General features: G+C 64.7%; 18 protein-coding genes. 12 read left to right on the top strand and 6 right to left on the bottom strand.

Annotated elements, in window-relative coordinates; all coding sequences use genetic code 11:
* Positions 1 to 3: 3 nt before the first annotated feature.
* Positions 4 to 2,019 (bottom strand): urocanate hydratase, encoded by a 2,016-nt coding sequence (locus EII26_RS06740; RefSeq protein WP_233572646.1) that lies wholly within the window; start codon positions 2,017 to 2,019, stop codon positions 4 to 6.
* A gap of 192 nt (positions 2,020 to 2,211) precedes the next feature.
* Here EII26_RS06740 and EII26_RS06735 point away from each other — a divergent pair, with 192 nt between their 5' ends.
* Genes EII26_RS06735 through nifU form a run of 3 tightly spaced genes read left to right on the top strand, consistent with a single transcriptional unit; the run spans position 2,212 to position 4,353 of the window.
* Positions 2,212 to 2,661 (top strand): RrF2 family transcriptional regulator, encoded by a 450-nt coding sequence (locus EII26_RS06735; RefSeq protein WP_124888387.1) that lies wholly within the window; start codon positions 2,212 to 2,214, stop codon positions 2,659 to 2,661.
* Positions 2,662 to 2,677: 16 nt separating this feature from the next.
* Positions 2,678 to 3,868, top strand: a complete 1,191-nt coding sequence (gene nifS, locus EII26_RS06730; RefSeq protein ID WP_124888386.1) for a cysteine desulfurase NifS — start codon at positions 2,678 to 2,680, stop codon at positions 3,866 to 3,868.
* Between the two features lie 53 nt (positions 3,869 to 3,921).
* The gene (gene nifU / locus EII26_RS06725; protein WP_124888395.1) at positions 3,922 to 4,353 is read left to right on the top strand and encodes a Fe-S cluster assembly scaffold protein NifU; all 432 of its coding nucleotides are present in this window, start codon (positions 3,922 to 3,924) and stop codon (positions 4,351 to 4,353) included.
* Positions 4,354 to 4,450: 97 nt separating this feature from the next.
* Here nifU and EII26_RS06720 read toward each other — a convergent pair whose 3' ends face one another.
* The 5 genes from EII26_RS06720 to EII26_RS06700 all read right to left on the bottom strand — a co-directional run bounded on the left by EII26_RS06720 (position 4,451) and on the right by EII26_RS06700 (position 11,113).
* Positions 4,451 to 6,340, bottom strand: coding sequence for a carbon starvation CstA family protein (locus tag EII26_RS06720; RefSeq protein WP_233572645.1), 1,890 nt, complete (start codon positions 6,338 to 6,340; stop codon positions 4,451 to 4,453).
* A 254-nt stretch (positions 6,341 to 6,594) separates the two neighbouring features.
* On the bottom strand, positions 6,595 to 7,005 hold the full coding sequence (locus tag EII26_RS06715) for a hypothetical protein (RefSeq protein ID WP_124888385.1): 411 nt from the start codon (positions 7,003 to 7,005) through the stop codon (positions 6,595 to 6,597).
* A 20-nt stretch (positions 7,006 to 7,025) separates the two neighbouring features.
* Complete coding sequence (gene mdoH / locus EII26_RS06710; protein WP_124888384.1) at positions 7,026 to 9,086, bottom strand: glucans biosynthesis glucosyltransferase MdoH; 2,061 nt, start codon at positions 9,084 to 9,086, stop codon at positions 7,026 to 7,028.
* Positions 9,083 to 9,448, bottom strand: coding sequence for a hypothetical protein (locus EII26_RS06705; RefSeq protein WP_124888383.1), 366 nt, complete (start codon positions 9,446 to 9,448; stop codon positions 9,083 to 9,085). The genes mdoH and EII26_RS06705 overlap by 4 nt, the downstream gene beginning before the upstream one ends.
* A gap of 6 nt (positions 9,449 to 9,454) precedes the next feature.
* The gene (locus EII26_RS06700) at positions 9,455 to 11,113 is read right to left on the bottom strand and encodes a glucan biosynthesis protein G (RefSeq protein WP_124888382.1); all 1,659 of its coding nucleotides are present in this window, start codon (positions 11,111 to 11,113) and stop codon (positions 9,455 to 9,457) included.
* Positions 11,114 to 11,452: 339 nt separating this feature from the next.
* Between EII26_RS06700 and EII26_RS06695 the strand changes: the two genes are divergently transcribed.
* From EII26_RS06695 to EII26_RS06655, 9 genes are all read left to right on the top strand, one after another.
* Entirely contained in the window at positions 11,453 to 12,370 is a 918-nt protein-coding gene (locus EII26_RS06695; RefSeq protein WP_124888381.1) for an ABC transporter permease, read from the top strand.
* Positions 12,371 to 12,383: 13 nt separating this feature from the next.
* Positions 12,384 to 13,337, top strand: a complete 954-nt coding sequence (locus tag EII26_RS06690; protein WP_124888380.1) for an ABC transporter permease — start codon at positions 12,384 to 12,386, stop codon at positions 13,335 to 13,337.
* 38 nt (positions 13,338 to 13,375) lie between these two features.
* Entirely contained in the window at positions 13,376 to 14,395 is a 1,020-nt protein-coding gene (locus EII26_RS06685) for an ABC transporter ATP-binding protein (RefSeq protein ID WP_124888379.1), read from the top strand.
* On the top strand, positions 14,392 to 15,354 hold the full coding sequence (locus tag EII26_RS06680) for an ABC transporter ATP-binding protein (RefSeq protein ID WP_124888378.1): 963 nt from the start codon (positions 14,392 to 14,394) through the stop codon (positions 15,352 to 15,354). The genes EII26_RS06685 and EII26_RS06680 overlap by 4 nt, the downstream gene beginning before the upstream one ends.
* A 51-nt stretch (positions 15,355 to 15,405) precedes the next feature.
* Complete coding sequence (locus EII26_RS06675; protein ID WP_124888377.1) at positions 15,406 to 17,004, top strand: peptide ABC transporter substrate-binding protein; 1,599 nt, start codon at positions 15,406 to 15,408, stop codon at positions 17,002 to 17,004.
* 247 nt (positions 17,005 to 17,251) lie between these two features.
* A complete protein-coding gene (locus tag EII26_RS06670) occupies positions 17,252 to 18,091 on the top strand; it encodes a formate/nitrite transporter family protein (RefSeq protein ID WP_124888376.1) in 840 nt (279 codons plus the stop codon).
* Positions 18,092 to 18,261: 170 nt separating this feature from the next.
* Entirely contained in the window at positions 18,262 to 19,155 is an 894-nt protein-coding gene (locus EII26_RS06665) for a LysR family transcriptional regulator (RefSeq protein ID WP_124888375.1), read from the top strand.
* A 259-nt stretch (positions 19,156 to 19,414) separates the two neighbouring features.
* Positions 19,415 to 20,914: an HAL/PAL/TAL family ammonia-lyase gene (locus EII26_RS06660; protein ID WP_124888374.1), complete on the top strand. Its 1,500-nt coding sequence runs from the start codon at positions 19,415 to 19,417 to the stop codon at positions 20,912 to 20,914.
* 200 nt (positions 20,915 to 21,114) lie between these two features.
* A complete protein-coding gene (locus EII26_RS06655) occupies positions 21,115 to 22,116 on the top strand; it encodes an ornithine cyclodeaminase family protein (protein WP_124888373.1) in 1,002 nt (333 codons plus the stop codon).
* Positions 22,117 to 22,264 lie beyond the last annotated feature (148 nt).

Below are 22,264 nucleotides of genomic sequence, written 5' to 3'. Positions count from 1 at the left end.
TGCTCAGCCTCCCGTCGATGGATTTCCCACCAGCTCCGTCAGGTACGCCTCGTCGGCGATGTAGGGCAGGGTGATGTGCTCGCCCGTGCGCTTCTCGTTGAACGCCGCGGCGGTCGAGAGCGCGTTCTCGTTGCGGGCCCAGGCCCTTCGCGCCACACCGCCCATGACGTCCCAGCTCATGGCGCTCTTGATGATCTCGTCCACCCGGAACGAGCCGTCCAGCACCAGGCCGAACCCACCGTTGATCGACCGGCCGATGCCCACGCCGCCTCCGTTGTGCAGCGCCACCAGGCTCATGCCGCGCGCCGCGTTGCCCGCGAAGCACTGCGTGGCCATGTCCGCCATGATGTTGCTGCCGTCCTTGATGTTGGACGTCTCCCGGTAGGGGGAGTCCGTCCCGGAGACGTCGTGATGGTCGCGGCCCAGCATCACCGGGCCGATCTCCCCGTTGCGGACCATCTCGTTGAACTTCAGCGCGATGCGCACGCGGCCCTCGGCATCCTGGTACAGGATGCGGCACTGGGTGCCGACCACCAGGGCATTCTTCTCCGCGTCGCGGATCCAGACCCAGTTGTCCTTGTCCTGGAAACGGCGGTTCGGGTCGATGCAGTCCATCGCCGCCCTGTCGGTCTTTCTCAGGTCCTCGGGGTTCCGCGACAGACAGCACCAGCGGAACGGCCCGTAGCCGAAGTCGAAGAGCATGGGCCCCATGATGTCCTCCACGTAGCTGGGGAAGATGAAGCCCTCGTGGGTGTCCTGTCCGTTTTTCGCCACCTCCTTCACGCCCGCGTCGAAGACCGCGCGGAGGAAGGCGTTGCCGTAGTCGAAGAAGTACGTGCCCTTGTCGACCAGGGCCTTGACCAGCTTGAAGTGGCGCCTCAGCGTCTCGTCCACCAGGACGCGGAACTTGGCGGGATCCTCCTTCAGGAGGCGCGTGCGCTCCTCGAAGGTGATGCCCGCGGGACAGTATCCGCCGTCGTAGGCCGCATGGCAGCTCGTCTGGTCGGAGAGCAGGTCGATCCCGATATGGTTGTCCACCGCGTACTGGAGCAGGTCCACCACGTTGCCGTGGAAGGCGATGGAGCGGACCTCGGATCCCTTCATCAGGGCGTGAGCACGGTCGAACGCCTCCTTGGGCGTCCTGGCGATCTCCTTGACCCAGCCCTGGCTGTGCCGGGTCTCGATGCGGGACTCGTCCACCTCGGCCGTGATCGATACGCAGCCCGCGATGTCGGCCGCCTTGGGCTGGGCGCCGCTCATGCCGCCCAGGCCCGAGGTGACGAAGAGGCGTCCCCTGAGCACGTCGGGGGTGTCGCCGAACTTCATGCGCCCAGCGTTCAGCACCGTGTTGAACGTCCCGTGCACGATGCCCTGAGGGCCGATGTACATCCAGCCGCCCGCGGTCATCTGCCCGTAGTTCGCCACGCCGAGCTGCATGGCGCGGTGCCACTCCTCCTGGTTGTCGAAGAGCCCCACCATCATCGCGTTGGTGATGACGACGCGCGGCGCCGAGGGCTTGGAGCGGAACAGCCCCAGCGGGTGTCCGGACTCCACGACAAGCGTCTGGTCGGGCGTCAGCACCTCCAGGTACTTCTTGATGAGGAGGTACTGCATCCAGTTCTGGCACACCTGTCCCGTCTCGCCGTAGGTGACGAGCTCGTAGGGGTAGAGCGCGATGTCGAAGTCCAGGTTGTTGTCGATCATCACCTGGAACGCCCGGCCCTCCGTGCAGAGCCCCTTGTACTCGTCGATGGGCTTTCCCCAAAGCCGCCCCTCGGGGCGGAAGCGGTAGCCGTAGATCCGGCCGCGGGTGCGCAGCTCCTCCAGAAACTCCGGCGCCAGTTCCCTGTGGAATCGTTCCGGGATGTAGCGCAGCGCGTTCTTGAGCGCCAGCACCGTCTCCCGTTCGTTCAGGGTGTGCCCTCTGTCGGGCGCGCGGCGGTATTGGGGGTCGAACGCGGGCCGCTTGGGCAGCCCGTTCGGAAAGTCCAAAGCCATCGTTACCGTTCCGTCCCTCATCGCAAGCATCTCCTTTCCCTGTCGGGAAGCTATTTTGTACATTTTAAGCTCACAGCGTTATTTTTTCGTTATTTCTTCTCCAGAACTATAACACGACAGCGAGAAATCCGCCGAAACAAGGATGAGGATAATCTTGATAAGAATTATCGGATATGCTATCCTCTGCCTGAGATCGGGGAGGAGGATTCTTCTATGAAGTTGTCGACCACCACACGATACGGTCTGCGGGCCCTTTCCGACCTCTGCGCACAGGACGGGGACGGGCCTGTCGCCGTCAGTGATATCGCCAGACGCCAGGACATTCCCGCCAATTATCTGGAGCAGCTCTTCGCCAGGCTGCGGCGGGGCAACATCCTGCGCAGCGTGCGAGGCGCGCAGGGAGGGTACCTCCTGGCGCGGCCCGCAGGGGAGATCACCATTGCGGAGGTCGTGGACGCCCTGGGGGAGTCCATTGCCTTCGGAGATTGTCAGACGGAGGCCGGATGCAAAAATGCGCCCGACTGTCCCACGTTCCATCTATGGCGGAAGGTCAAGAATTCGATCGACGAAATCCTGACGACGACGACCCTCGAAGCCCTGATCCGGGACGGGATGTTTCTCGGGGGCGGGGATGTTGCGGGCAAGGATTCCGACTCACTTTGAACTGGAGGGGGTAACAATGCAGAACGTATATCTCGATTACGCGGCGACGACACCGACGGACCCCGAAGTCCTGGCCGTGATGATGCCCTATTTCACGGAGCTCTTCGGCAACCCTTCGTCCGTCTACTCCTTCGCCTCGAAGAGCAGAAAGGCGATCGACGCGGCGCGCAATCAGGTCGCCGAGGCCCTGAACGCCGGTCCGGACGAAATATTCTTCACCGGCAGCGGGACCGAGGCCGACAACTGGGCCCTGAAGGGGACCCTGGAGCGCCTGAGGAGCAAGGGAGACCATCTGATCACGACGAAGATCGAGCACCACGGCATCCTTCACACCGCGGAGTACCTGGAGAAGGTGGAGGGCTTCCGCGTGACCTATCTGCCCGTGGATGCCGAAGGGCGCGTGCGCCTGGAGGATCTGGAGGCCGCCATGACGGACAAGACCGTCCTGGTCTCCGTGATGTTCGCCAACAACGAGGTGGGGACCATCCAGCCCGTGGGACCGATCGGGGCCCTGTGCCGCGAGAGGGGCGTCCTGTTCCATACGGATGCCGTCCAGGCTGCGGCCCAGCTGGACATCGACGTCAAGGCCCTGAACATCGACATGCTGTCCCTGTCGGGGCACAAGATGTATGGGCCCAAGGGGACGGGGGTCCTCTACCTGCGCAAGGGTTTACGGCTCGAGAACTTCATCCACGGCGGCGGTCAGGAGAAGGGCCGCCGCGCCAGCACCGAGAACATCGCGGGGATCGTGGGACTGGGGGCCGCCTTCGAGAGGATGAAGGCGCGTCTGCCTCAGGAGAAGCCTCGTCTCTGCGCCCTGCGGGACAGGCTGATCGACGGGGTCCTGAGCAAAATACCCCACGCTAAGCTGAACGGCGCGCGCGGGGACGAACGGCTGCCGAACAACACGAACTTCAGTTTCATCGGCATCGAGGGGGAGACCCTGCTGCTGGACCTGGACTCCAAGGGAATCTCGGCCTCCACGGGCAGCGCCTGTTCCTCCGGCTCGCTCGACCCCTCCCATGTTCTCATGGCGCTGGGGCTGTCGCACGAGATGGCGCACGGCTCGCTCCGGATGACCCTGGGACGGGGGACGACCGACGAGCAGGTCGACTACGTCCTGGAGGTCCTGCCGGAGATCGTGGCCCGGCGCCGTTCCATGTCGCCGCTCTGGGAGGATTTTCTGAAGAAGAACGGCGGCCGTTAGCGTGAGGACGGAGAAGCGACATACGCATTCCTGAGGGGGAAGAAAAAATGGCGATGAATTACAGCGAAAAGGTTATGGACCATTTCAGCAACCCCCGCAACGTGGGGGAGATCGAGAACGCCGACGGCATCGGCGAGGCCGGAAACCCCAAGTGCGGGGACATCATGAAGATCTATCTCAAGGTCAGGGACAACGTCATCGAGGACGTCAAGTTCAAGACCTTCGGTTGCGCGTCGGCCATCGCGTCGTCCAGCATGGCGACGGAGCTCATCAAGGGCAAGACCGTCGAGGAGGCGTGGGATATGACGAACAGCGCCGTAGCCGAGGCGCTCGACGGCCTGCCGCCCATCAAGATGCACTGTTCCGTCCTGGCGGAGGAGGCCATCCACATGGCCATCAACGACTATCGCGTGAAGCACGGGATGGAGGCCATCCCGATGAAGCATTACGACCACGATCACGATCACGACCACTGCGCCGTGTAGCTCCCGGCGCCCTGGGGCCAAAATTCCGTACGAGACGAGGCCGGGGGGTGCCCCCCGGCCTCGTCTCGTACGGACGTGCCTTTCGATGTTGGGAGCGCTAGTCCCCGGCGTGGCTCAGCGGCGTGCCGTCCCTGCGGTTCAGGGCGGAGAACGCCTGAAGGACCATCAGAAGGGCGAGCACCAGAAGAAGGATGGCCATGCCGCCCAGGACCCAGTTGGGCTTCGCCGCGTTGATCAGGTTGTCGCGGACCATCAGCCCCAGGGCCGCGACCGTCGTGATCAGCATGAACCACATGGGGATCATCAGCCACTTGTTGGGCTTCTTCAGAGCCCGGGCGACCCAGACGGCCAGGGCCAGCAGAACGAGCGCGCCGACCAGCTGATTGGCGGCCCCGAACACCGGCCAGATGACCTTCCACACCGGAATGGCCGCGCCGGTGGCCGTGTGCGTCTTGGTCAAAAGCAGCCCCATCGCGGCCGCGACGGCGATGAACGTCGCCGTGTAACGGTCGACCTTCATGTTGGTCAGCTCCTGGATCTGGTAGCGGGTCAGGCGCGTGGCCGTGTCCAGCGAGGTCAGAAGGAAGCTGTTGAGGGCCAGGAGCCCCAGGGATTTTCCGATCTTGGGGTCGATGCCGATCAGCGCGGCAAAGCGGCCGAATCCCGTAGCGTAGGTGGCGCTGGGGTCCCCCAGGAGTTCCCCGGAGATCATGATCGTCCCCAGGGCGATGACCGCCACGAGCCCCTCGATCAGCATGGATCCGTATCCCACCAGGACGGAGTCCTTTTCCCTGCGGATCTGCTTGGAGGTCGTGCCGCTTCCCACCAGGGAGTGGAACCCGGAGAGCGCGCCGCAGGCCACGATGATGAAGAGCATCGGCCACAGGTAATTGTTGCCGGCGACGAACCCCTTGAAGGCGGGCAGCTCGACGGTGAATTTGCTGCTGCCCAGCACCATGCCGATGGTGCCGATGATGACGGCGAAGTAGAGGAAGTAGGAGGCCAGGTAGTCGCGCGGCTGAAGCAGCAGCCAGACCGGCATCACGGAGGCCAGGATGATGTAGACCACCAGGACCCAGCGCCAGTTCTCCGTGTTCTTGACATTGAGGGCTTTCTGGGCCTTGGCGAACTCCTCGTAGCTCGCGGCGCCGCTCTTCTGCAGCACCTCGTCCGTCGCCTTCAGCTCCTGGAAGCGAGCCTCTCGGGCGGCCTTGTAGGCGTCGAAGTCGGCATAGGCCGCGACGGCCTCGGCGTTCTTGGTCTTGGCCTTGTCGAAGGCGGCGGCGTCCGCCAGAGGCATGTCGATGCCGGCCTGATGGAACTCGAGGACGGGGTTTCCGGACAGGGAGAAGTAGCGGGAGATCAATTGGTTTCCGTTGCCGAGCCAGCAGGCGTAGATGATGATGGGCACCATGATGATGGTCATCAGCCACAGCGGGCAGTTCATGCGGTAGATGAGGAGGCCGAAGATCAGGGCCATGAAGATGTAGAGCGTCGCCGCGAACGCGACGGCCGGATCCGACGCGAAGGAGCTGGCGGAGAGCTGCAGGAACACGGCCACGACCAGAATCAACGTCAAAATGGTGAAGCACAGGAAGAGGACCTTCCCGGCACGGCCGATCCAACGGTCGACGACCTCCCCGACGGACTTGCCCTCGTGCCTCATGGAGGAGACGAGTCCGCCCATGTCGTGGGGCCCGCCGAGGAACGCGGAGCCGATGACGCACCAAAGATAGGTGGGCAGCCAGCCGAACATGCCCGCCGCCGTAATGGGCCCGACGATGGGGCCTGCACCCGCAATGGAGGAAAAATGGTGCCCCAGCAAGACCGCAGGGTGTGCCGGACAGTAGTCGACGCCGTCGTACATGGCCTCCGCCGGCGTCTTGTTGCTGTCGCTCAGCCCGTAGATTCGCGACATGTAGCCTCCGTAAAGCCTGTAGCACAGGGCGAAAAAGACCATCGCTCCAACCAACAATCCAAGAAGCATTTTACCCTCTCCTCCTCAAAAAACGAAAATTTTCGTCTTCTGCCCTGGGACGCGTCCCCCTGAGGCGGCGTATCCCCCCTCGTCCGCAGACGAAACCGCTGCTCCGCTTCCGCCGACGCCTCCTCTCCCACGGTCGGAAAAATATGTGGATGTCTTAGGTTCCTTAATTATAGCGCAACGCAAAAGGAGGGGGGACAACCGTCCCCCCTCCGATCCGAACGGGTGCTCGTGGACGCCCTTCCGTCGGGCGGGCCTCAGGCGCGTTCCTCCTTCAATGCCAGCTCCACGGGCGGGACGAGGTCCGCGACCTTCTTGTGGAACTGGACCCCGGGCAGGTAGCCGTAGACCTCCAGAAACCCCCTGAAGCCGAGGAGGAAGCTGCGCGCCCTCCGCCCGCGCAGGGAGGAGCCGACCAGGAGAAAACGCTGCATGATGACGTCCGGCATGGGCTTCCACTCCCGCATCAGGTAGTCGACATCGGCGTCCCCGCCGTGCCGCCAGACGACGTAATCCCAGGCATAGTACCGGGCCACCGGCCCGAGCAGGCTGGTCTTCGTCATCGTGATCTTCCGGGCCACGCCCGCCATCCCACGGTGCTCCCAGGGCTCGAAGCCCAGATAGGTCCACATCTCCCCGTGCTCACCCAACTTGTCGTAGTGCGACATGAAACCTCATCCTCCGTTTCTCAGAGTCCCCAGGGGGCGCCCGCGTCCCCGGGGAGCATCCAGACCCTTCGGTGCAGCTCGCGCATCGAGGCGGGGCTGTTCAGCAGGTCCATCTTCTCCTGCCGGGACAGCACGGCTCCCGACAGGGCCCGTTCGACCCGCTCGGGGATCACCGGGCCCCTCCGCCGGCGGTTGAGCGCGATGTGCAGGACGTTCAGCAGAGGGTCGGCGACCGCCCGACGGAACCCCTCCTCCTCGGGGAGGGAGAGGGGCGCGTAATGGCGGCGCTCCTTCAGCTCCGCCGCCTTGTCCGCCAGCTCCTGCGGCACACGGCGCTCCTCGGGGATGTCGAACAGCCCCAGGCGCCTTGCGGCCCTCCCCAGAGAGGCGCGGCTGGTGAACACCGAGATGGGGACGGAGAGGACGAGCGGCAGGATCACGGGCAGCAGCCACAGGAAGAAGGAGGGCGTGACCCTGTGGAGCAGCCAGCCCCAGACCAGTCCCACGGCGACCGCCCACCAGTGCGCCTGCAGGGCCTCGCCCCAGGTGGTCCCCCGGTCGTCCCGGGACTGTGCGCCCCAGCTCGTTCCCCAGCCGAGCAGGGTCACCACCACGAAGCGGCTGTGACAGATCATCCGGATCGGAGCCAGCAGCACGGAGAGCAGGGTCTCGCCCACCACGCCGAGCAGCACCCGGGCCGTTCCGCCGTAGCTCGGCCCGGTCCGTGCCACCAGAAGCGCGTGGACCAGGCAGAGCAGCTTGGGGAGAAAGAGCAGCAGCGCCGTACAGCTCAAGAGCGTCAGGGCCCATTCGGGGGACCAGACGTACCATCGCGGAAACTGCATGTTGTGCTCCGGGAAGTACACGGGGACCGTCAGGACGTCCATCAGCGCCTGGATCGAGCTCGCCGCCAGGAAGATCAGCCACAGCAGTGCGGAGCCGTAGGAGAGGATACCGTTGATGAAGAGCGCCCGGTGCGTGGGAAAGAAGCCGTAGGTGAAGATCAGGCGCAGATGCTGGAGGTTCCCCTGGCACCAGCGCCGATCCCGCTTCAGCTCGTCGATGAGGGTCGGGGGGGTCTCCTCGTAGCTGCCGCCGACCCCATAGGCCAGCCACACCTCGTACCCCGCACGGCGCATCAGGGCCGACTCGACGAAGTCGTGGCTCAGGATCTCCCCGCTCAGCGGGCCCCGGCCCGGAAGCCTCGGCAGCTCGCAATGGCGCATGAACGGCTCCACGCGGATGATGGCGTTGTGCCCCCAATACTGCGCGTCGCCCAGCTGCCAGAAGTTCTGACCGGCCGCAAAGACCGGGCCGTACAGGCTGTTGGCGAACTGCTGGACCCGCGCGATCAGGGTCTCCCGGTTCACCCCCTTGGGAGGCGTCTGAAGGATTCCGATCCGGGGATGGCGCTCCATCGCGTCGACCATGCGCACCCAGGTGTCCCCGGACATGACGCTGTCCGCATCCAAAACGATCATGTAGCGGTAGTTCCGGCCCCAGCGGCGGCAGAAGTTGGCCACGTTGCCGCTCTTCCTCTTTGCGTTCGAGGCCCTGCGGCGGTAGAAGACGCGCCCCTCCGCCCCCAGCCGCTCGCGCAGCTCGTTCCACATCTCCTCCTCGCGGACCCAGACGTCCGGATCCGTGGTGTCGCTCAGGATGAAGAAGTCGAATCCCCTCCCCATGCCCGTGTCGGCCAGGGAACGCCACATCGCGAGGATCCCTGCGCCGACGCTGCGTGGGTCCTCGTTGTACACGGGGACGAGCACGGCCGTCCTGGCCTCCTCCGGCAGGACGGGGAGCGGCGCCTGGGGGTCGATGATCCGGTAGCCCGAGCGCCGGAAGAGCAGCACGAAAAATCCGAAGAGCGCCGTCCAGAAGCCCGTGGATATCCAGGCGAAGAGTATGCCGAAAAGCACGCTCAGAACGACCTCCACCGGCGTGCCGCCCTTCTCCGGAAGGAGGAGCGCCATGTACGAGGCGGCCAGTGCGGACGGGACCACGATCAGAAACAGGAACAGCCAGCGCCGCCACAGGGCCGAGAAGCGCCAGGCGGGCTTTGCCGGCACCGCGGACGTCATCGCGGAGCCCTCCCGAGGAGCCGCCTCAGCAGGCGCGCCGCGCCGCCGAGCAAGGGGCCGCCGCGCGTTGCGGAGATGCACGCCGGCGGCATGGACCCGCGGTTGTAGGGCGGCGCGGAGGCCGGCAGCGCCTCCGCACGCCCGAAGCCCCGCTCGGCGCACAGCCGCGTCAGTCTCTCCATGGCCGCCTGAAGGTCCCGGGCGCTGGGGTGCGAGACCTCCTCCATCCCGGAGTCCCGGAGCCCGTCCAGGGTCTCCAGCACCAGCTCGAGTCCTTCGCGCGGAGGAAGGCGTAGGGCGCGGACGTAGAGGAGCAGCCGATCCCTGAGGAGCTCTCCCGGCGCCGGTCCGTTGACGTTCATCGCCGTCTACCTCCCGAAGGCGTAGGACCAGGTCTCGGTGAGGGGGTTCGGAAAATTCTCGCCCTTCTTCAGCACCGCGGTGAGCTTCACGGAGGGGGGAAGGGCGGGAAAGACGGTGAACCCTCCGCCCGCCTCCAGCTCGACCTGAAAGGAAAGGCGCCATCCGCCGGTCCGGGAGTTCTTTTCGAGGTGCTTCTGCACCAGCTTGGCCCCCTCCACCTCCACGATGCTGGTGATGCCGGAGTCCGCGGGCAGGGCGTCGAGCTCGCCCCCCTCGAAGTCGATGAGGAAGCGCACCCAGTTCTTCCGGTCCCCGGTCGCCTGGCGCGTGGCCGCGACGCGCCCCAGGGTGTGGAGGCGCTCCTCGTGATGCCCCCAGTAGAGGGTGCAGGCGCCCGAGACGGGCTCGTCGGGGGCCTCACGTTTCGGCACCCAGAAGGCCACGATGTTGTCGTTGTACTCGGAGTCCGTCGGGATCTCGATCAGCTCGATCCATCCGGGACCCCAGGCCCCTTCCGGCTCGACCCAGAGGGACGGGCGTTTCTCGTAGTCGGCCTCCAGGTCCTGATAGCGGTCGAAGTTCCGGTTCCGCTGCAGCAGCCCGAAGCCGGACAGCCGCTCCACCGGTATCGAGGCCACGCCCAGCCGCTCCCCGTTCCGCAGCGCGCGCCACTGCCAGATGTCGCCGTCCTTGTGGAGCAGGAGTCCGTCGGAGTCGTGGACCTCGGGACGGTAGTCCCCGGTCCGGCCGTTCTCGGGCGCGCCGTAGAAGTACATGCTCGTGAGGGGGGCCAGCCCGGCCTTCTCGACGCCCTTCCGGAAGAAAACCCGGAACTCCTCCCGCATCTTCGTCTCGGGTCCGGGCGTGACGACGAAGTGATAGGCCCCCGCACAGCTGGGGCTGTCCAGCAGCGCGTAGAGCTCGATTTCGACGTCGTCGCTCTCCGGCCTCCGGATCCAGAACTCGCGGAACCAGGGGAACTCCTCTCCGGAGGGAAGCGCCGTGTTCAGGGCCAGGCCCCGAGCGGACAGCCCGTATTTGGTGTCCTTTCCCACGGCGCGGAAATAGCTGGCTCCGAGGAAGACGGCCACCTCGTCCTTGTAGTCGGGCCTGTTGATGGCGTAATGGATGCGAAAGCCGGCGAACCCGACGTCGGAGGAGAGGACGCGGTTTCTGAGATCGTCGTTGGGGTACTGAAAGAGGTCCGTGGAGAAGGGGACGGGCACGGCCCGGCCCTCCTCGATGATGTTGATGTCCACGCTGCGGTCGTAGTAGACGCCCGAATGGAAGAACTGGAGCTCGAAGGGCAGCTTCTCGAAGCGCCACAGCGCGCGCTCCGGCTTGAAGCGGACGGTGCGCCACTGATCGTAGTTCATGTTCCGCAGGGATTCGGGCGGAGGCGCCGGGGGGACGTAGCGCTTCCCGGCCGATTCTCTGGCCCTCTCGATCACGTCCTCGAAACCGAAGGTCCGATCGGCGCTTGCTGGGGCGGCATCCCCCGAGGCGATGTCCTTCGAGAGGACGTCCGGGGAGACGGTCGCGATATCCGCGGACGCCCCTCCTTCCTGCGGCGCCGCGCTCCCAAGCCCGGCCCCGACCGAAACGAGAATCCACATCGCCAGCAAACCACAACGGGTTTTGATATGAGCTCCGAACCAGGTCAAAGAAAAACTCAACTCCTTCCTCGTCGCGCGCTCCTTTTGCCGAACGGCGGCGCGTCCTGCAGGCCTGGGCGTCCGGACGGACGTCCAGGCCCGAGTGTACCCTATTCAACCACAAAGCCCCTTGGCGTCAAGGGTAGGAGCACAAAAAAGCCCTCGTCCCCTCCCCGACGGACCGTCCGGGAGGGACGGGGAGACCGATCGGCGAAAGGGGGGGCGGTCGTTTCCCCGTCGCCGAAGGACGACAGTGCTATAATCGATCCGGCACTGCCGTGTCCTCGATTTTTTCCGAACCGGCGGCATTCCCGTTTTTAAATCGAGTCTTCCGGGAGGTTTCGGACGGTGCGAAAATACATCTTCCAAAGGGTCTGGACCAGCCTTTTGACCCTGTTCGTGGTTATCACCCTCACCTTCTTCATGATGCGCGCCATCCCCGGCGGTCCCTTCACGGACGAGAAGGGGATCCCCCCGCACATCCTCGCCAAGATCATGGACCGCTATCGTCTGAGCGACCCGCTCCACGTGCAGTACGGGCGCTATCTCTGGGACGTCCTTCGCCTCGACCTGGGGCCCTCCTATCGCTACGAGGGCATAACGGTCAACGAGCTCATCCGCGACGGATTCCCCGTCTCCCTGATGGTGGGGTCCATGGCGCTCGCGATAGCGCTGGCCGTGGGGATCCCCGCGGGCATCGTCTCCGCACTGCGTCGCGGCCGATGGCAGGACCGCAGCGCGATGGTCCTGGCCACGCTCGGCATCACCATTCCAAACTTCGTCATCGCGACCGCGCTGGTGTACCTCTTCGCCTACCGGTGGGGCTGGGTGACGGTGGGCTTCTGGGAGGGGCTGCCCACGGCCCTGCTCCCCGCCCTGACCCTGGCGGGGTACCCCACGGCCTTCATCTCCCGCCTGACGCGCTCCAGCATGCTGGAGGTCATCCAGCAGGACTACATCCGCACGGCCTACTCCAAGGGCCTGAGGGAGCGCACGGTCGTCTACATCCACGCGCTGCGCAACGCCATCATCCCGGTCGTCACCTATCTGGGCCCTCTGGCCGCAGGAATACTGACGGGCAGCTTCGTCGTGGAGCAGGTGTTCGGCGTTCCCGGGCTCGGCACCTTCTTCGTCACCAGCATCTCCAACCGCGACTACACCACCATCATGGGGGTCACGATCTTCTACAGCGCCCTGCTGGTCTTCCTGAACCTGGTCGTGGACATCTGCCTCGGGTTCATCGACCCGCGGATCAAGCTTCATTGAGGGGGTCAACGCGATGAATGTCTTCGATGGAGCCGCCGTACCGGCGTCCCCGGACCTGAACGATCCCTCCCTGTTCGAGCCCGTCGGAGAGGCCGAGAAGCGGGGCGCGGAATTTCTGCGCCCCTCCCGGAGCTATTGGCAGGACGCCTGGGGACGCCTCAGACGGGACCGGCTGGCCCTTCTGGGCGGGGCGGCGATCCTGGCGATCCTGCTCCTGGCCGTCGTGGGCCCCTGGCTCTCGCCCTACACCTACGACGCGCAGAATTTCATGGAGTCCAACGAAATGCCGAGCCCGAAGCACTGGTTCGGAACCGACATGTTCGGACGGGACCTCCTGGTGCGGGTGCTCTACGGCGCGCGGATCTCCCTTGCCGTGGGGTTCGTCGCGAGCCTCATCAACCTGACGATCGGCGTGATCTACGGCGGCGTCTCCGGCTTCGTCGGCGGGCGCACCGACAACCTGATGATGCGCATCGTCGACACCATCCACAGCGTTCCGCTGATGATCTACGTCATCCTCCTGATGGTCGTGGTGGGCCCCGGCCTCAAGAGCATCTTCCTCACCCTCGGCATCTCCTACTGGGCGTCCATGGCGCGCATCGTGCGCTCGGAGGTCATGAGGATCAAGAACGAGGAGTTCGTCCTGGCCGCCCGGGTCCTGGGCGCGTCCGGCACCCGGATGCTGCTGCGGCACCTCATCCCCAACGCGATGGGGCCCATCCTCGTGACGCTCACCTTCTCCATCCCCCAGGCCATCTTCGCCGAGGCGTTCCTGAGCTTCGTCGGACTGGGCGTCAGCGCGCCGATGGCGAGCTGGGGGGTGCTGTGCAACGACGCGATCGGGGCCCTGGCGATCTATCCGTGGCAGCTCTTCTTTCCCGCCGCGGCGATCTCGGTCACCATCCTGGCCTTCAACTTCCTGGGCGACGGCCTGCGCGATGCGCTGGACCCGCGCCTGAGGAAATGACCATGCCTTTTTGCCGGGACTCGAGGGGGGCGGAGACGATGGCGAGGGAGGGAAGCGCCGTGACGGCGAGGGACGTTATTCTGCGCGTGGAGGGCCTGCGGACCTCGTTCTTCACCCCGGTGGGGGAGGTCAAGGCGGTCGGGGGGGTGTCCTTCGAGCTGAGGCGGGGCGAGGTGCTGGGGATCGTGGGCGAGTCCGGCAGCGGCAAGAGCGTGACCATGCTGTCGCTGCTGCGGCTGCTCGGGACCTCCGGACGCGTCGTGGGAGGGCGCATCGACTTCGACGGGACCGAACTGACGACGCTCCCCGAACGGCGGATGGCCGACCTGCGGGGCAGGCGCATCTCCATGATCTTTCAGGACCCCATGACGAGCCTGAACCCGGTGCTCTCCATCGGCTACCAGCTGCAGGAGCCCCTGAGGCGGCACGGCGGCCGAACTTCGAGCGAGTGTCGGGAGCGCGCGCTCGAGATGCTGCGCCGCGTGGGCATAGAGCCCGCGGAGCGTCGCATCGGCCAGTATCCCCATCAGTTCAGCGGCGGCCAGCGCCAGCGCATCATGATCGCCATGGCGCTGATCTGCAATCCCGACCTGCTGATAGCCGACGAGCCGACCACGGCCCTGGACGTGACGGTCCAGGCCCAGATCCTGGAGCTGATGAAGGAGCTTCAGTCCCAGTTCGGGACGTCGATCGTCCTGATCACCCACGACCTGGGCGTCATCGCGGGAATGGCGGATCGCGTCCTGGTGATGTACGGCGGGAGGATCGTGGAGGAGGGGTCCCGGCGCGACGTCTTCTACGCCCCGGCACACCCCTATACGCGCGGGCTCCTGAGGTCGGTGCCCAACCCCGACGAGCTGGCGAAAAAACGTCTGATCCCCATCGACGGGCAGCCGCCCGACCTCTTGAACCCGCCCGCAGGCTGCCCCTACGCGGCGCGCTGTCCGGAGACGATGCGGATCTGCATGGGGTATCCGCCCCCGCGGACCCGACTTTCGGACACGCACGGGACGGCCTGCTGGCTCTCGGCCCGGCCGGGAGGGGAGGAGGGACGATGAGCGGACGAAACGGCGCCCCCCTGCTGGAGGTGTGCGGACTGGCCAAGCACTTTGCCGTCTCGGGCGGCACGGTGCGTTCGGTCGACGGGATCTCCTTCTCCATCCGCGCCGGGGAGACCCTGGGGCTGGTGGGGGAATCCGGCTGCGGCAAGACCACGGCGGGGCGGACCATCGTCAGGCTCTACGAGCCCACGGACGGATCGGTCCGCTTCATGGGGCAGGACATCTCGCGCCTCTCCCAGAGGGAGATGCTTCCATGGCGCAAACGGATGCAGATGATCTTTCAGGATCCCTACGCCTCGCTGAACCCGCGCATGACGGTGGGGGACATCGTGATGGAGCCGATGGTCATCCACGGTTTCCCCAGGGACGAGCGGCCCGACCGCGTTCGGCGCCTTCTGAGGCTGGTCGGGCTGAACAGCGAACACGCCAACCGCTATCCGCACGAGTTCAGCGGCGGTCAGCGCCAGCGCATCGGGATCGCCCGGGCGCTGGCCGTGGAGCCGGAGTTCATCGTCTGCGACGAGCCGATCTCGGCGCTGGACGTCTCGATCCAGGCCCAGATCGTCAACACCCTGGAGGACCTGCAGGACGAGCTGGGGCTCACGTACCTCTTCATCGCCCATGACCTGTCGATGGTCAAGCACATCAGCGACCGCATCGCGGTGATGTACCTGGGCGGCATCGTGGAGCTGGCCGAGAGCAACGAGCTCTACACCAACCCCATGCACCCCTACACCCGGTCCCTGCTCTCGGCCATCCCCATCCCGGACCCGGACCTGTCGGACGCCCGCCGGCGCATCGCGTTGTCGGGCGAGGTCCCAAGTCCCCTGAACCCTCCCTCGGGCTGCAAGTTCCACACGCGCTGCCCCCATGCCGACGACGCCTGCCGGCGGGTCGTCCCGGAACTGACCGACGTGGGAAACGGGCACCTGTGCGCGTGCCCGAAACTTCCCTGACGCGGGTGCGAGCCATTCCGTTCATTCAATGCCATAAGGAGGCGGTGTGAGATGAGAAGGTGTATGCAGTGGCTTCTGGTGCTGGCGGCGGTGTTCTCTCCGGCGCTGGCCGGTGCGGGATTCGCGGCGGAGAGGGAGGTCGTCTACAACCTGGGGGTCGAGCCCCGGACGATCGACCCGGTGCTGAACAACGCGGTGGACGGGTCGAACGTGATCTTCAACCTCTTCGAGGGGCTGGTGCGCATCGGCTTCGACGATGCGCCGGAGCCGGGGTGTGCGGAGAGGTGGGAGGTGGCCGAGGACGGCCTGTCCTGGACGTTCCATCTGCGTCCCGGCCTCAAGTGGGCGGACGGGACGCAGATGACGGCGGAGCACTTCCGCTACGGGTTTCTGAGGGCGCTCGACCCCGCAAACGCGTCCCCCTACGCCCACCTGGGCTTCTTCATCAAGAACGGCGAGGCGTTCTTCAACGAGAAGGCCAAGGCCGAGGACGTGGGATTGGTCGCGGTGGACGACGCCACGTTCCGCATCGATCTGGAGTATCCGTCCCCGCTGATGCTGGACTACCTGTCCTACCACATCTTCTATCCGGCGCGGGCCGAAGTGGTGGAGAAGGACCCGCGCGGGTGGAGCTCCAGGCCGGAGACGACCCCCTGCAACGGGCCGTTCATGATCACGGAGTGGAAGCACAACAGCGAGATGACCCTGATGAAGAACCCCCACTACTGGGACGCGGACAACGTGAAGGTGGACAAGCTCCGTCTGGTGATGATCACGGACACCAACACGGCCCTGGCCGCGTTCAAGGCGGGCAGGGTCGACCTGATCGACCGGATTCCGCCGCAGATGACGCCGCAGCTCGTCAAGAGCGGCGAGGCGAAGGTGGCCCCGACGCTCGGCACCTCCTTCTCCGTCTTCAACGTCAAGAGGCCGCCGTTCGACAACCCGCTGGTGCGCCGGGCCTTCAACCTGGCGATCGACCGGACCGCGATGGTGGAGAAGGTGACGCTGGGCGGCCAGAAGCCGGCCGTCGCGTTCATCCCCTACGGAATCCCCGGCGTCGAATCCGGCAAGGACTTCCGCGCGGAGGACAAGGGGTATCTGCCGGAGAGAGCCGATGTCGAGACGGCCAAAAAGCTGTTGGCCGAGGCCGGGTACCCGGACGGCAAGGGCTTTCCCAAGGTGACCTACAAGTACAACCTGAACCCCATCAACAAGGCCGTCGCGGAGGCGCTCCAGGCCATGTGGAAGCAGAACCTGGGCGTGGAGGTGGAGCTCTCGAACGAGGAGTGGAAGGTGTTCATCGACACGCGCATCCAGAAGAACTTCGACGTGGCGCGGCACGCCTACATCGTGGACTTCTTCGATGCGGGCAGCCTGCTGGAGCTGTGGCAGACGGGCGTTCCCGAGAACGTGGCCAACTTCTCCGACGCCGAGTACGACGCGCTGGTGAAGGACTCCCTCAGGCAGATGGACCGGGCCAAGCGCATCGATTCCCTGCACAGGGCCGAGGCGATCCTGATGCGCGACCTGCCGGTGCTGCCGATCTACTTCTACTCGACGCCCTACATGCAGAGCGCCCGGGTGAAGGGCATCTACATCTCTCCTCGCAATTGGGTGTTCTTCCGCGGCGCCGAGATCGTGGAATAGCCTCCGTTTTTTCGCCCCGGGTCTCGAGGGGCAGCGCCACACCCCAGCCTTCCGTCACCTCTGAGGGGTAGAGCCGACACGACGGGCATTTCCCTGAGAAGCGTTCGGTGTTCTCCCGGGCCGAAAATCCGGTCCGGGAGAACACCGAAGGGGAATCGGATTTTCGAGAGATTGTTTGTATCGTCTAAGTTGCGTTTTTCCGGTCGTAGGTGCTTTTTCGAGTCTTGCGAAGGGAGAGTGACTTTGCGTGCAGAACGGTTATCTGAGTCCGGCCGAGATCGCGGAGTATGTCGTCAGCGTGGGACAGAGCAAAGCGGAACTTTCCATATCTAAACAGCTGGTTTTGGGGATTTTGGCCGGGGCGTTCATCGCGTTCGCCTCTCAGGGGTCCAACGAGGCCATTCACACCATCAAGTCCGTCGGTCTGGGCAAGTCTCTGGCCGGGGCGCTCTTCGCCACGGGGCTGATCCTGGTTGTGGTGGCTGGGGGAGAGTTGTTTACGGGAAACAGCCTGATGGTCATGGCTCTGGCGGAGCGCAGGATTACCCTCAGGGCCCTGTTGCGCAGTTGGATTGTCGTCTATGTGGGCAACCTGATCGGCTCCGTGTTGGTGGCCTACCTGGTCCTCAAGACGGGGCAGCTCAAATACACCGAGGGCCTTCTGGGGGGCTTCACCATAAAGATTGCGGCCTCCAAGACGGGGCTGATCTTCAGGAAGGCCTTCATCATGGGGATCCTCTGCAACTGGCTGGTCTGCCTCGCGGTCGGGATGGCCTACGGGGCCAAGGACGTGGCGGGCAAGGTCCTGGCGATCTTCTTCCCCATCTGGCTCTTCGTGACCTCGGGCTTCGAGCACAGCGTCGCGAACATGTACTACATTCCCGCGGGGATCATGGCCAAGGCCGACCCCTTGTTCATGGACAAGGCTCTGGAGCTGGGGGTCACACTTCAGCAGATGGAGGCACTGAACTGGAGGTCCATGTTCTTGGCGAACCTGCTTCCCGTCACCCTTGGGAACATCCTGGGCGGCACGCTCTTCGTGGGGCTGGCCTACTGGTTCGCCTACCTGAAGGACGCGCGTTCTTAAAAATCGGCCCGTAGGGGGCGGATAGAGTCCCCAGCGGCCCGGGCATGGCATAATGGATGGGGGAGGGCTCGCGGATCATTCCGGCAGGAAATCGCGGGCTTTTCCCCATTTTCGCGTCCTCGGAGGAGTAGAGGCGCCTTTGGAAACCGAGTATCGAGGGGGAGGACAACATGACGCTTCGACACCTTCGGATCTTCGTCGAGGTCGCGACGACCAGGACCATGAGCCGTGCCGCATCGAACCTGCACATTTCCCAGCCGACCGTCAGCCAGGTCATTGCGGAGCTTGAAAAGGTCTACGAGACGAAGCTGTTCGAACGGTTCAGCAAGGAACTGAAGATCACCGATTCGGGGCGCCTGCTGCTGCGCTACGCCACGCACACGCTCCAGGCCAAGACCAGCCTGGAAAAGGCCATGCGCGAGCACAACGCGATGGACCTGATCCGGGTCGGCGGCACCGTGACGGTGGGGACCTGCGTGCTGAACGGTATCGTGCGGCAGATCATGCACGACCATGCGGACGTCAACGTGTATCTGTACGTCAACAATACGGGGGTCATCGAGCGCAAACTGCTGAACAACGATCTGGACATCGCGCTCGTCGAGGGGAGGATTCGGAGCAGGGAGATCCTCACCCGTCCCATGATCCCCGACACCCTCGTATTCGTCTGCGACGCCGCCCACCCTCTGGCGGAGCGCGAGGATCTGACCCTGGAAGAGGCCTGCGTCTTTCCCTTCATCCTCAGGGAGAAGGGCAGCGGAACGCGGGCTCGGTTCGAGGAGGCCGTTCGGGCCAGGGGGCTGACCCTGAACGTCCGGGGCGAGTACAACAACGCGGAGGCCATCGTCAACGCGGTCTCGGAGGGGCTGGGCGTCACCGTCATCTCGTCGCGTCTGATCCGGAAGGACCTCGCCGCCGACCGCCTCAGGATCGTCCCGCTGAAGGACTGCGAGCCCATGGAACGTTTTTTCTGTCTGGCCTGGCACCGCGACAAGTTTCTTTCCCGGGGGGTGCGCGTCTTTATCGAGGCGGTGGAGGCGTTTGACGGCAGCTTCGGCCGCTGAGGGGGCCCATGCGTCGTCGCACGAAAAGGCCCGGCCTCGGGAGCCGGGCCTTTTCGTGCGATAGGAAAAAACCTATCGACCGCATAAAATTTTTGTATTTTGTTTGCCCGCCGGATCACGCTAAAATCGATTCTGTTGCGGCAGACGATGGCGGCATTTCGGACCTTCCTCCGACGAGTTCGGGGGGTGCCCGCCCTTACAACCCGAGCGGGCACGCCGCGTCTGCGGTGCTTATATTCCGAAAACGGGAGGAAAATCGATGGAGCCCTTGGTGCTGACGGGGAAAGATCTCTCGCTTGCCGATCTTTATTCGGTGGTTTACGACCGCAGGAAGGTGGCCCTCCAGGAGCGGGCCAAGGAGCGCGCCATGGCTTCGCGCCAGATCCTGTTCGATATGGCGGCCGCCGGCAAGCCCGTTTACGGCCTGAATCGCGGAGTCGGGTGGAACAAGGATACCGAGTTCGATTCGTCCTTCTTCGAGCAGTACAACAAAAACGTGCTGAATACCCACAGCGTTGGGGTCGGGGACCTCAGCTCCTCCGAGGAGGTCCGCGCCATGATGCTGATCCGCCTGAACAAGGCGCTGCTCGGGCACGTGGGCATCTCGGTCGAGATTCTGGAGCTCTACTGCGCCTTCCTCAACGAGGGCATCCATCCGCAGGTCCCCAGGCGCTCGTCCGTGGGCGAGGGGGACATCACGGCCCTGGCCCATATCGGACTGGCCTTCATCGGGGAGGGCACGGTCGAGTACGGCGGCAGGGTGCTTCCTGCGGGGGAGGCCCTGAAGCTCTGTGGGCTGAAGCCCGTCGTGCTGGGGCCCAAGGACGGACTGGGGATCCTCTCGTCCAACGCTCAGGGCGAGGCCCTCGCGGCGCTGTTTCTCAGGGATGCAGAGACGCTGGTCGCTACGGCCAACGGCGTTTTTGCCCTCAGCCTCGAGGGGCTCAACGGGGTCATGGAGTCCCTGCGGGAGGACGTGAACGGCGTCCGCGGCCTTGCGGGCCAGATTCGCTCCGCCTGGGAGTGTCGGGCGCTGCTGGAGGGCAGCTTTCTGCATCTTCCCGACCCGGCCCGGGCGCTGCAGGACCCTCTGTGCTTCCGGTGCGCCCACGCGGTCTCCGGAACGGTCTACGACGCGCTCGACTACGTGCGCTCCATTCTGGAGGTTCAGATCAACGCCACGGACGACAATCCCTGCATCCTCCTGGAGGCCGGCAGGAGCTACGTCAGCCCCAACTTCGAGACGCTGAGCCTGGCCCTGGCGGTCGAGATGGCGGCGTCCGCCCTCAGCCACCTGTCGAAGATGTCCTGCTACCGGATGCTCAAGCTCGCCGATCCCGCCTTCACCAAGCTCACCCGGGCCCTTACCCCCAAGGAGGTCGAGGTGCTGGCCTTCACCACGGTCCAGAAGACCTTCACGATGCTGGACGCGGAGAACAGGCTCTGGGCCAATCCCTCCTCGATGGACTACTACGCGGTGTCGGGGACGATCGAGGATCACGCGAGCAACCTTCCCCTGGCCGCGGACAAGGCTTCCCGGATCGTCGGGAACCTCCATTACATTCTGGGCATCGAGCTGATGCACGCGGCCCAGGCCGTGGACCTCAGGGGCAAAAAACCCCTGGGCGAGGGGACCCGGAAAATTTATGAAATTTTCCGCAGGGCCGTGCCCTTCTACGACCGCGACAGGAACCTGAGCCGGGATATCGAGAAGGCGCGGGAGCTCCTGGCGTCGGGGGACCTGCTTCCCTCCTTCTAAGAGCCTGTCGGAGCGATGAGGCCGTTCGGTTTCGGATGCTGCCGCGTTTTTTGAGACGATGCCCCCTGGGAGTTTCCGGGGGTGCCCCCCGAGGGGTTGCGCACGACGCGCTTTAGTTGCCGGGCCGTCCGTGTGCGGAGTCCTGAATTTTTGCCGCAGGATTGTGTCTTTCTTATTCTTCGTATGAGGAGGTTGCCGTCATGAGTGCTTTGAAGATCCATTTCATCAGTGGGAGCGATATCGAGAGGATGGCCCTGACGGACGACGAGATCGTCGGAGCCGTCGAGAAGAGCCTGTTGGCGCAGGGACAGGGACAGGTCGTGATCGAACCGCGCGAGCACCTGATCCCCGATCCGAGCTTCAACGGGCATTTCAACATCCTCCGCGGCTATATCGCCCCGCTGGACATGGCCGGAGTCAAGGTCGTGGGCGACTACGTGGACAATTACAAGGTCGGCCTGCCCTCGGAGCTGGCTCTGATCACGCTGTACGATCCTCGGACGGGCGTCCCCAGGGCCATCGTGGACTGCACGGAGATCACCTGCATGCGGACGGGGGCGCTCACGGCTCTGGGGGCCAAGCATCTGGCGAAGAAGAAGTGCAAGGTTCTGGGGCATCTGGGATCGCGCGGCACGTCCTGGTGGAACGTCGTTTTGTTGGACAACATCTTCGACTTCGAGGAGATCCGGGTGAACAGCCGTCGGCCGGAGTCCAGAAACGATTTCGCCAAGCGGCTCTCGGAGCGCCTGGGCAAGGAGGTCAAGGCCGTCGAGACGAGCGAGGAGTGCCTGGTGGGGGCCGATATCATGGTGGAGGCCACGCGCCTGACGACGCCCGAACCGCTGCTGAAGACGGAGTGGGTGACCCCGGGAACCTTCGTCGTTCCCTATGGGACGATCAGCGCCGTGGAGTTCTCGCTGACCGACGTGATGGACAAGATCGTGGTCGACGACTGGGGCCAGTGCAAGGGCGGCAAGTTCGGTTCTCTGAGGCGCCACGTCGACGAGGGCAAGCTGACGGAGAAAACCCTCCACTCGGAGCTGGGCGAAATTGTGGCGGGCAAGAAGCCGGGCCGCGAGAACGACCGGGAGCGCATCCTGTTCTGGCACCGCGGGCTTTCGCTGAACGACATCGCCCTGGCGAGCCTGATCTACGACAAGGCGCGGGAGATGGGGCTGGGAGCCCAGGTGGACTTTCACTGAAACACGACGAATCCCCAGAAATATGAATAGCGTATGACTTCATTCCGTAAGCCTTCGGAAGTACATGCAAAGCCTCCGGCTTCGGTTTGATTGGGTATCGGCACCCCACTTTGCCCGCGTTCCGAAAACAAGATGCGGCATTGTATCG

The sequence above is a fragment of the Fretibacterium sp. OH1220_COT-178 genome (assembly GCF_003860125.1).
Lineage (GTDB): Bacteria > Synergistota > Synergistia > Synergistales > Aminobacteriaceae > CAJPSE01.
This window is presented reverse-complemented; position numbering and strand designations above follow the sequence as displayed.

Coding starts and splice junctions, on each gene's coding strand:
- EII26_RS06740 (WP_233572646.1), bottom strand. CDS start 2,019: ATGAGGGACGGAACGGTAACGATGGCTTTGGACTTTCCGAACGGGCTG.
- EII26_RS06735 (WP_124888387.1), top strand. CDS start 2,212: ATGAAGTTGTCGACCACCACACGATACGGTCTGCGGGCCCTTTCCGAC.
- nifS (WP_124888386.1), top strand. CDS start 2,678: ATGCAGAACGTATATCTCGATTACGCGGCGACGACACCGACGGACCCC.
- nifU (WP_124888395.1), top strand. CDS start 3,922: ATGAATTACAGCGAAAAGGTTATGGACCATTTCAGCAACCCCCGCAAC.
- EII26_RS06720 (WP_233572645.1), bottom strand. CDS start 6,340: ATGCTTCTTGGATTGTTGGTTGGAGCGATGGTCTTTTTCGCCCTGTGC.
- EII26_RS06715 (WP_124888385.1), bottom strand. CDS start 7,005: ATGTCGCACTACGACAAGTTGGGTGAGCACGGGGAGATGTGGACCTAT.
- mdoH (WP_124888384.1), bottom strand. CDS start 9,086: ATGACGTCCGCGGTGCCGGCAAAGCCCGCCTGGCGCTTCTCGGCCCTG.
- EII26_RS06705 (WP_124888383.1), bottom strand. CDS start 9,448: ATGAACGTCAACGGACCGGCGCCGGGAGAGCTCCTCAGGGATCGGCTG.
- EII26_RS06690 (WP_124888380.1), top strand. CDS start 12,384: ATGAATGTCTTCGATGGAGCCGCCGTACCGGCGTCCCCGGACCTGAAC.
- EII26_RS06685 (WP_124888379.1), top strand. CDS start 13,376: ATGGCGAGGGAGGGAAGCGCCGTGACGGCGAGGGACGTTATTCTGCGC.
- EII26_RS06680 (WP_124888378.1), top strand. CDS start 14,392: ATGAGCGGACGAAACGGCGCCCCCCTGCTGGAGGTGTGCGGACTGGCC.
- EII26_RS06675 (WP_124888377.1), top strand. CDS start 15,406: ATGAGAAGGTGTATGCAGTGGCTTCTGGTGCTGGCGGCGGTGTTCTCT.
- EII26_RS06665 (WP_124888375.1), top strand. CDS start 18,262: ATGACGCTTCGACACCTTCGGATCTTCGTCGAGGTCGCGACGACCAGG.
- EII26_RS06660 (WP_124888374.1), top strand. CDS start 19,415: ATGGAGCCCTTGGTGCTGACGGGGAAAGATCTCTCGCTTGCCGATCTT.
- EII26_RS06655 (WP_124888373.1), top strand. CDS start 21,115: ATGAGTGCTTTGAAGATCCATTTCATCAGTGGGAGCGATATCGAGAGG.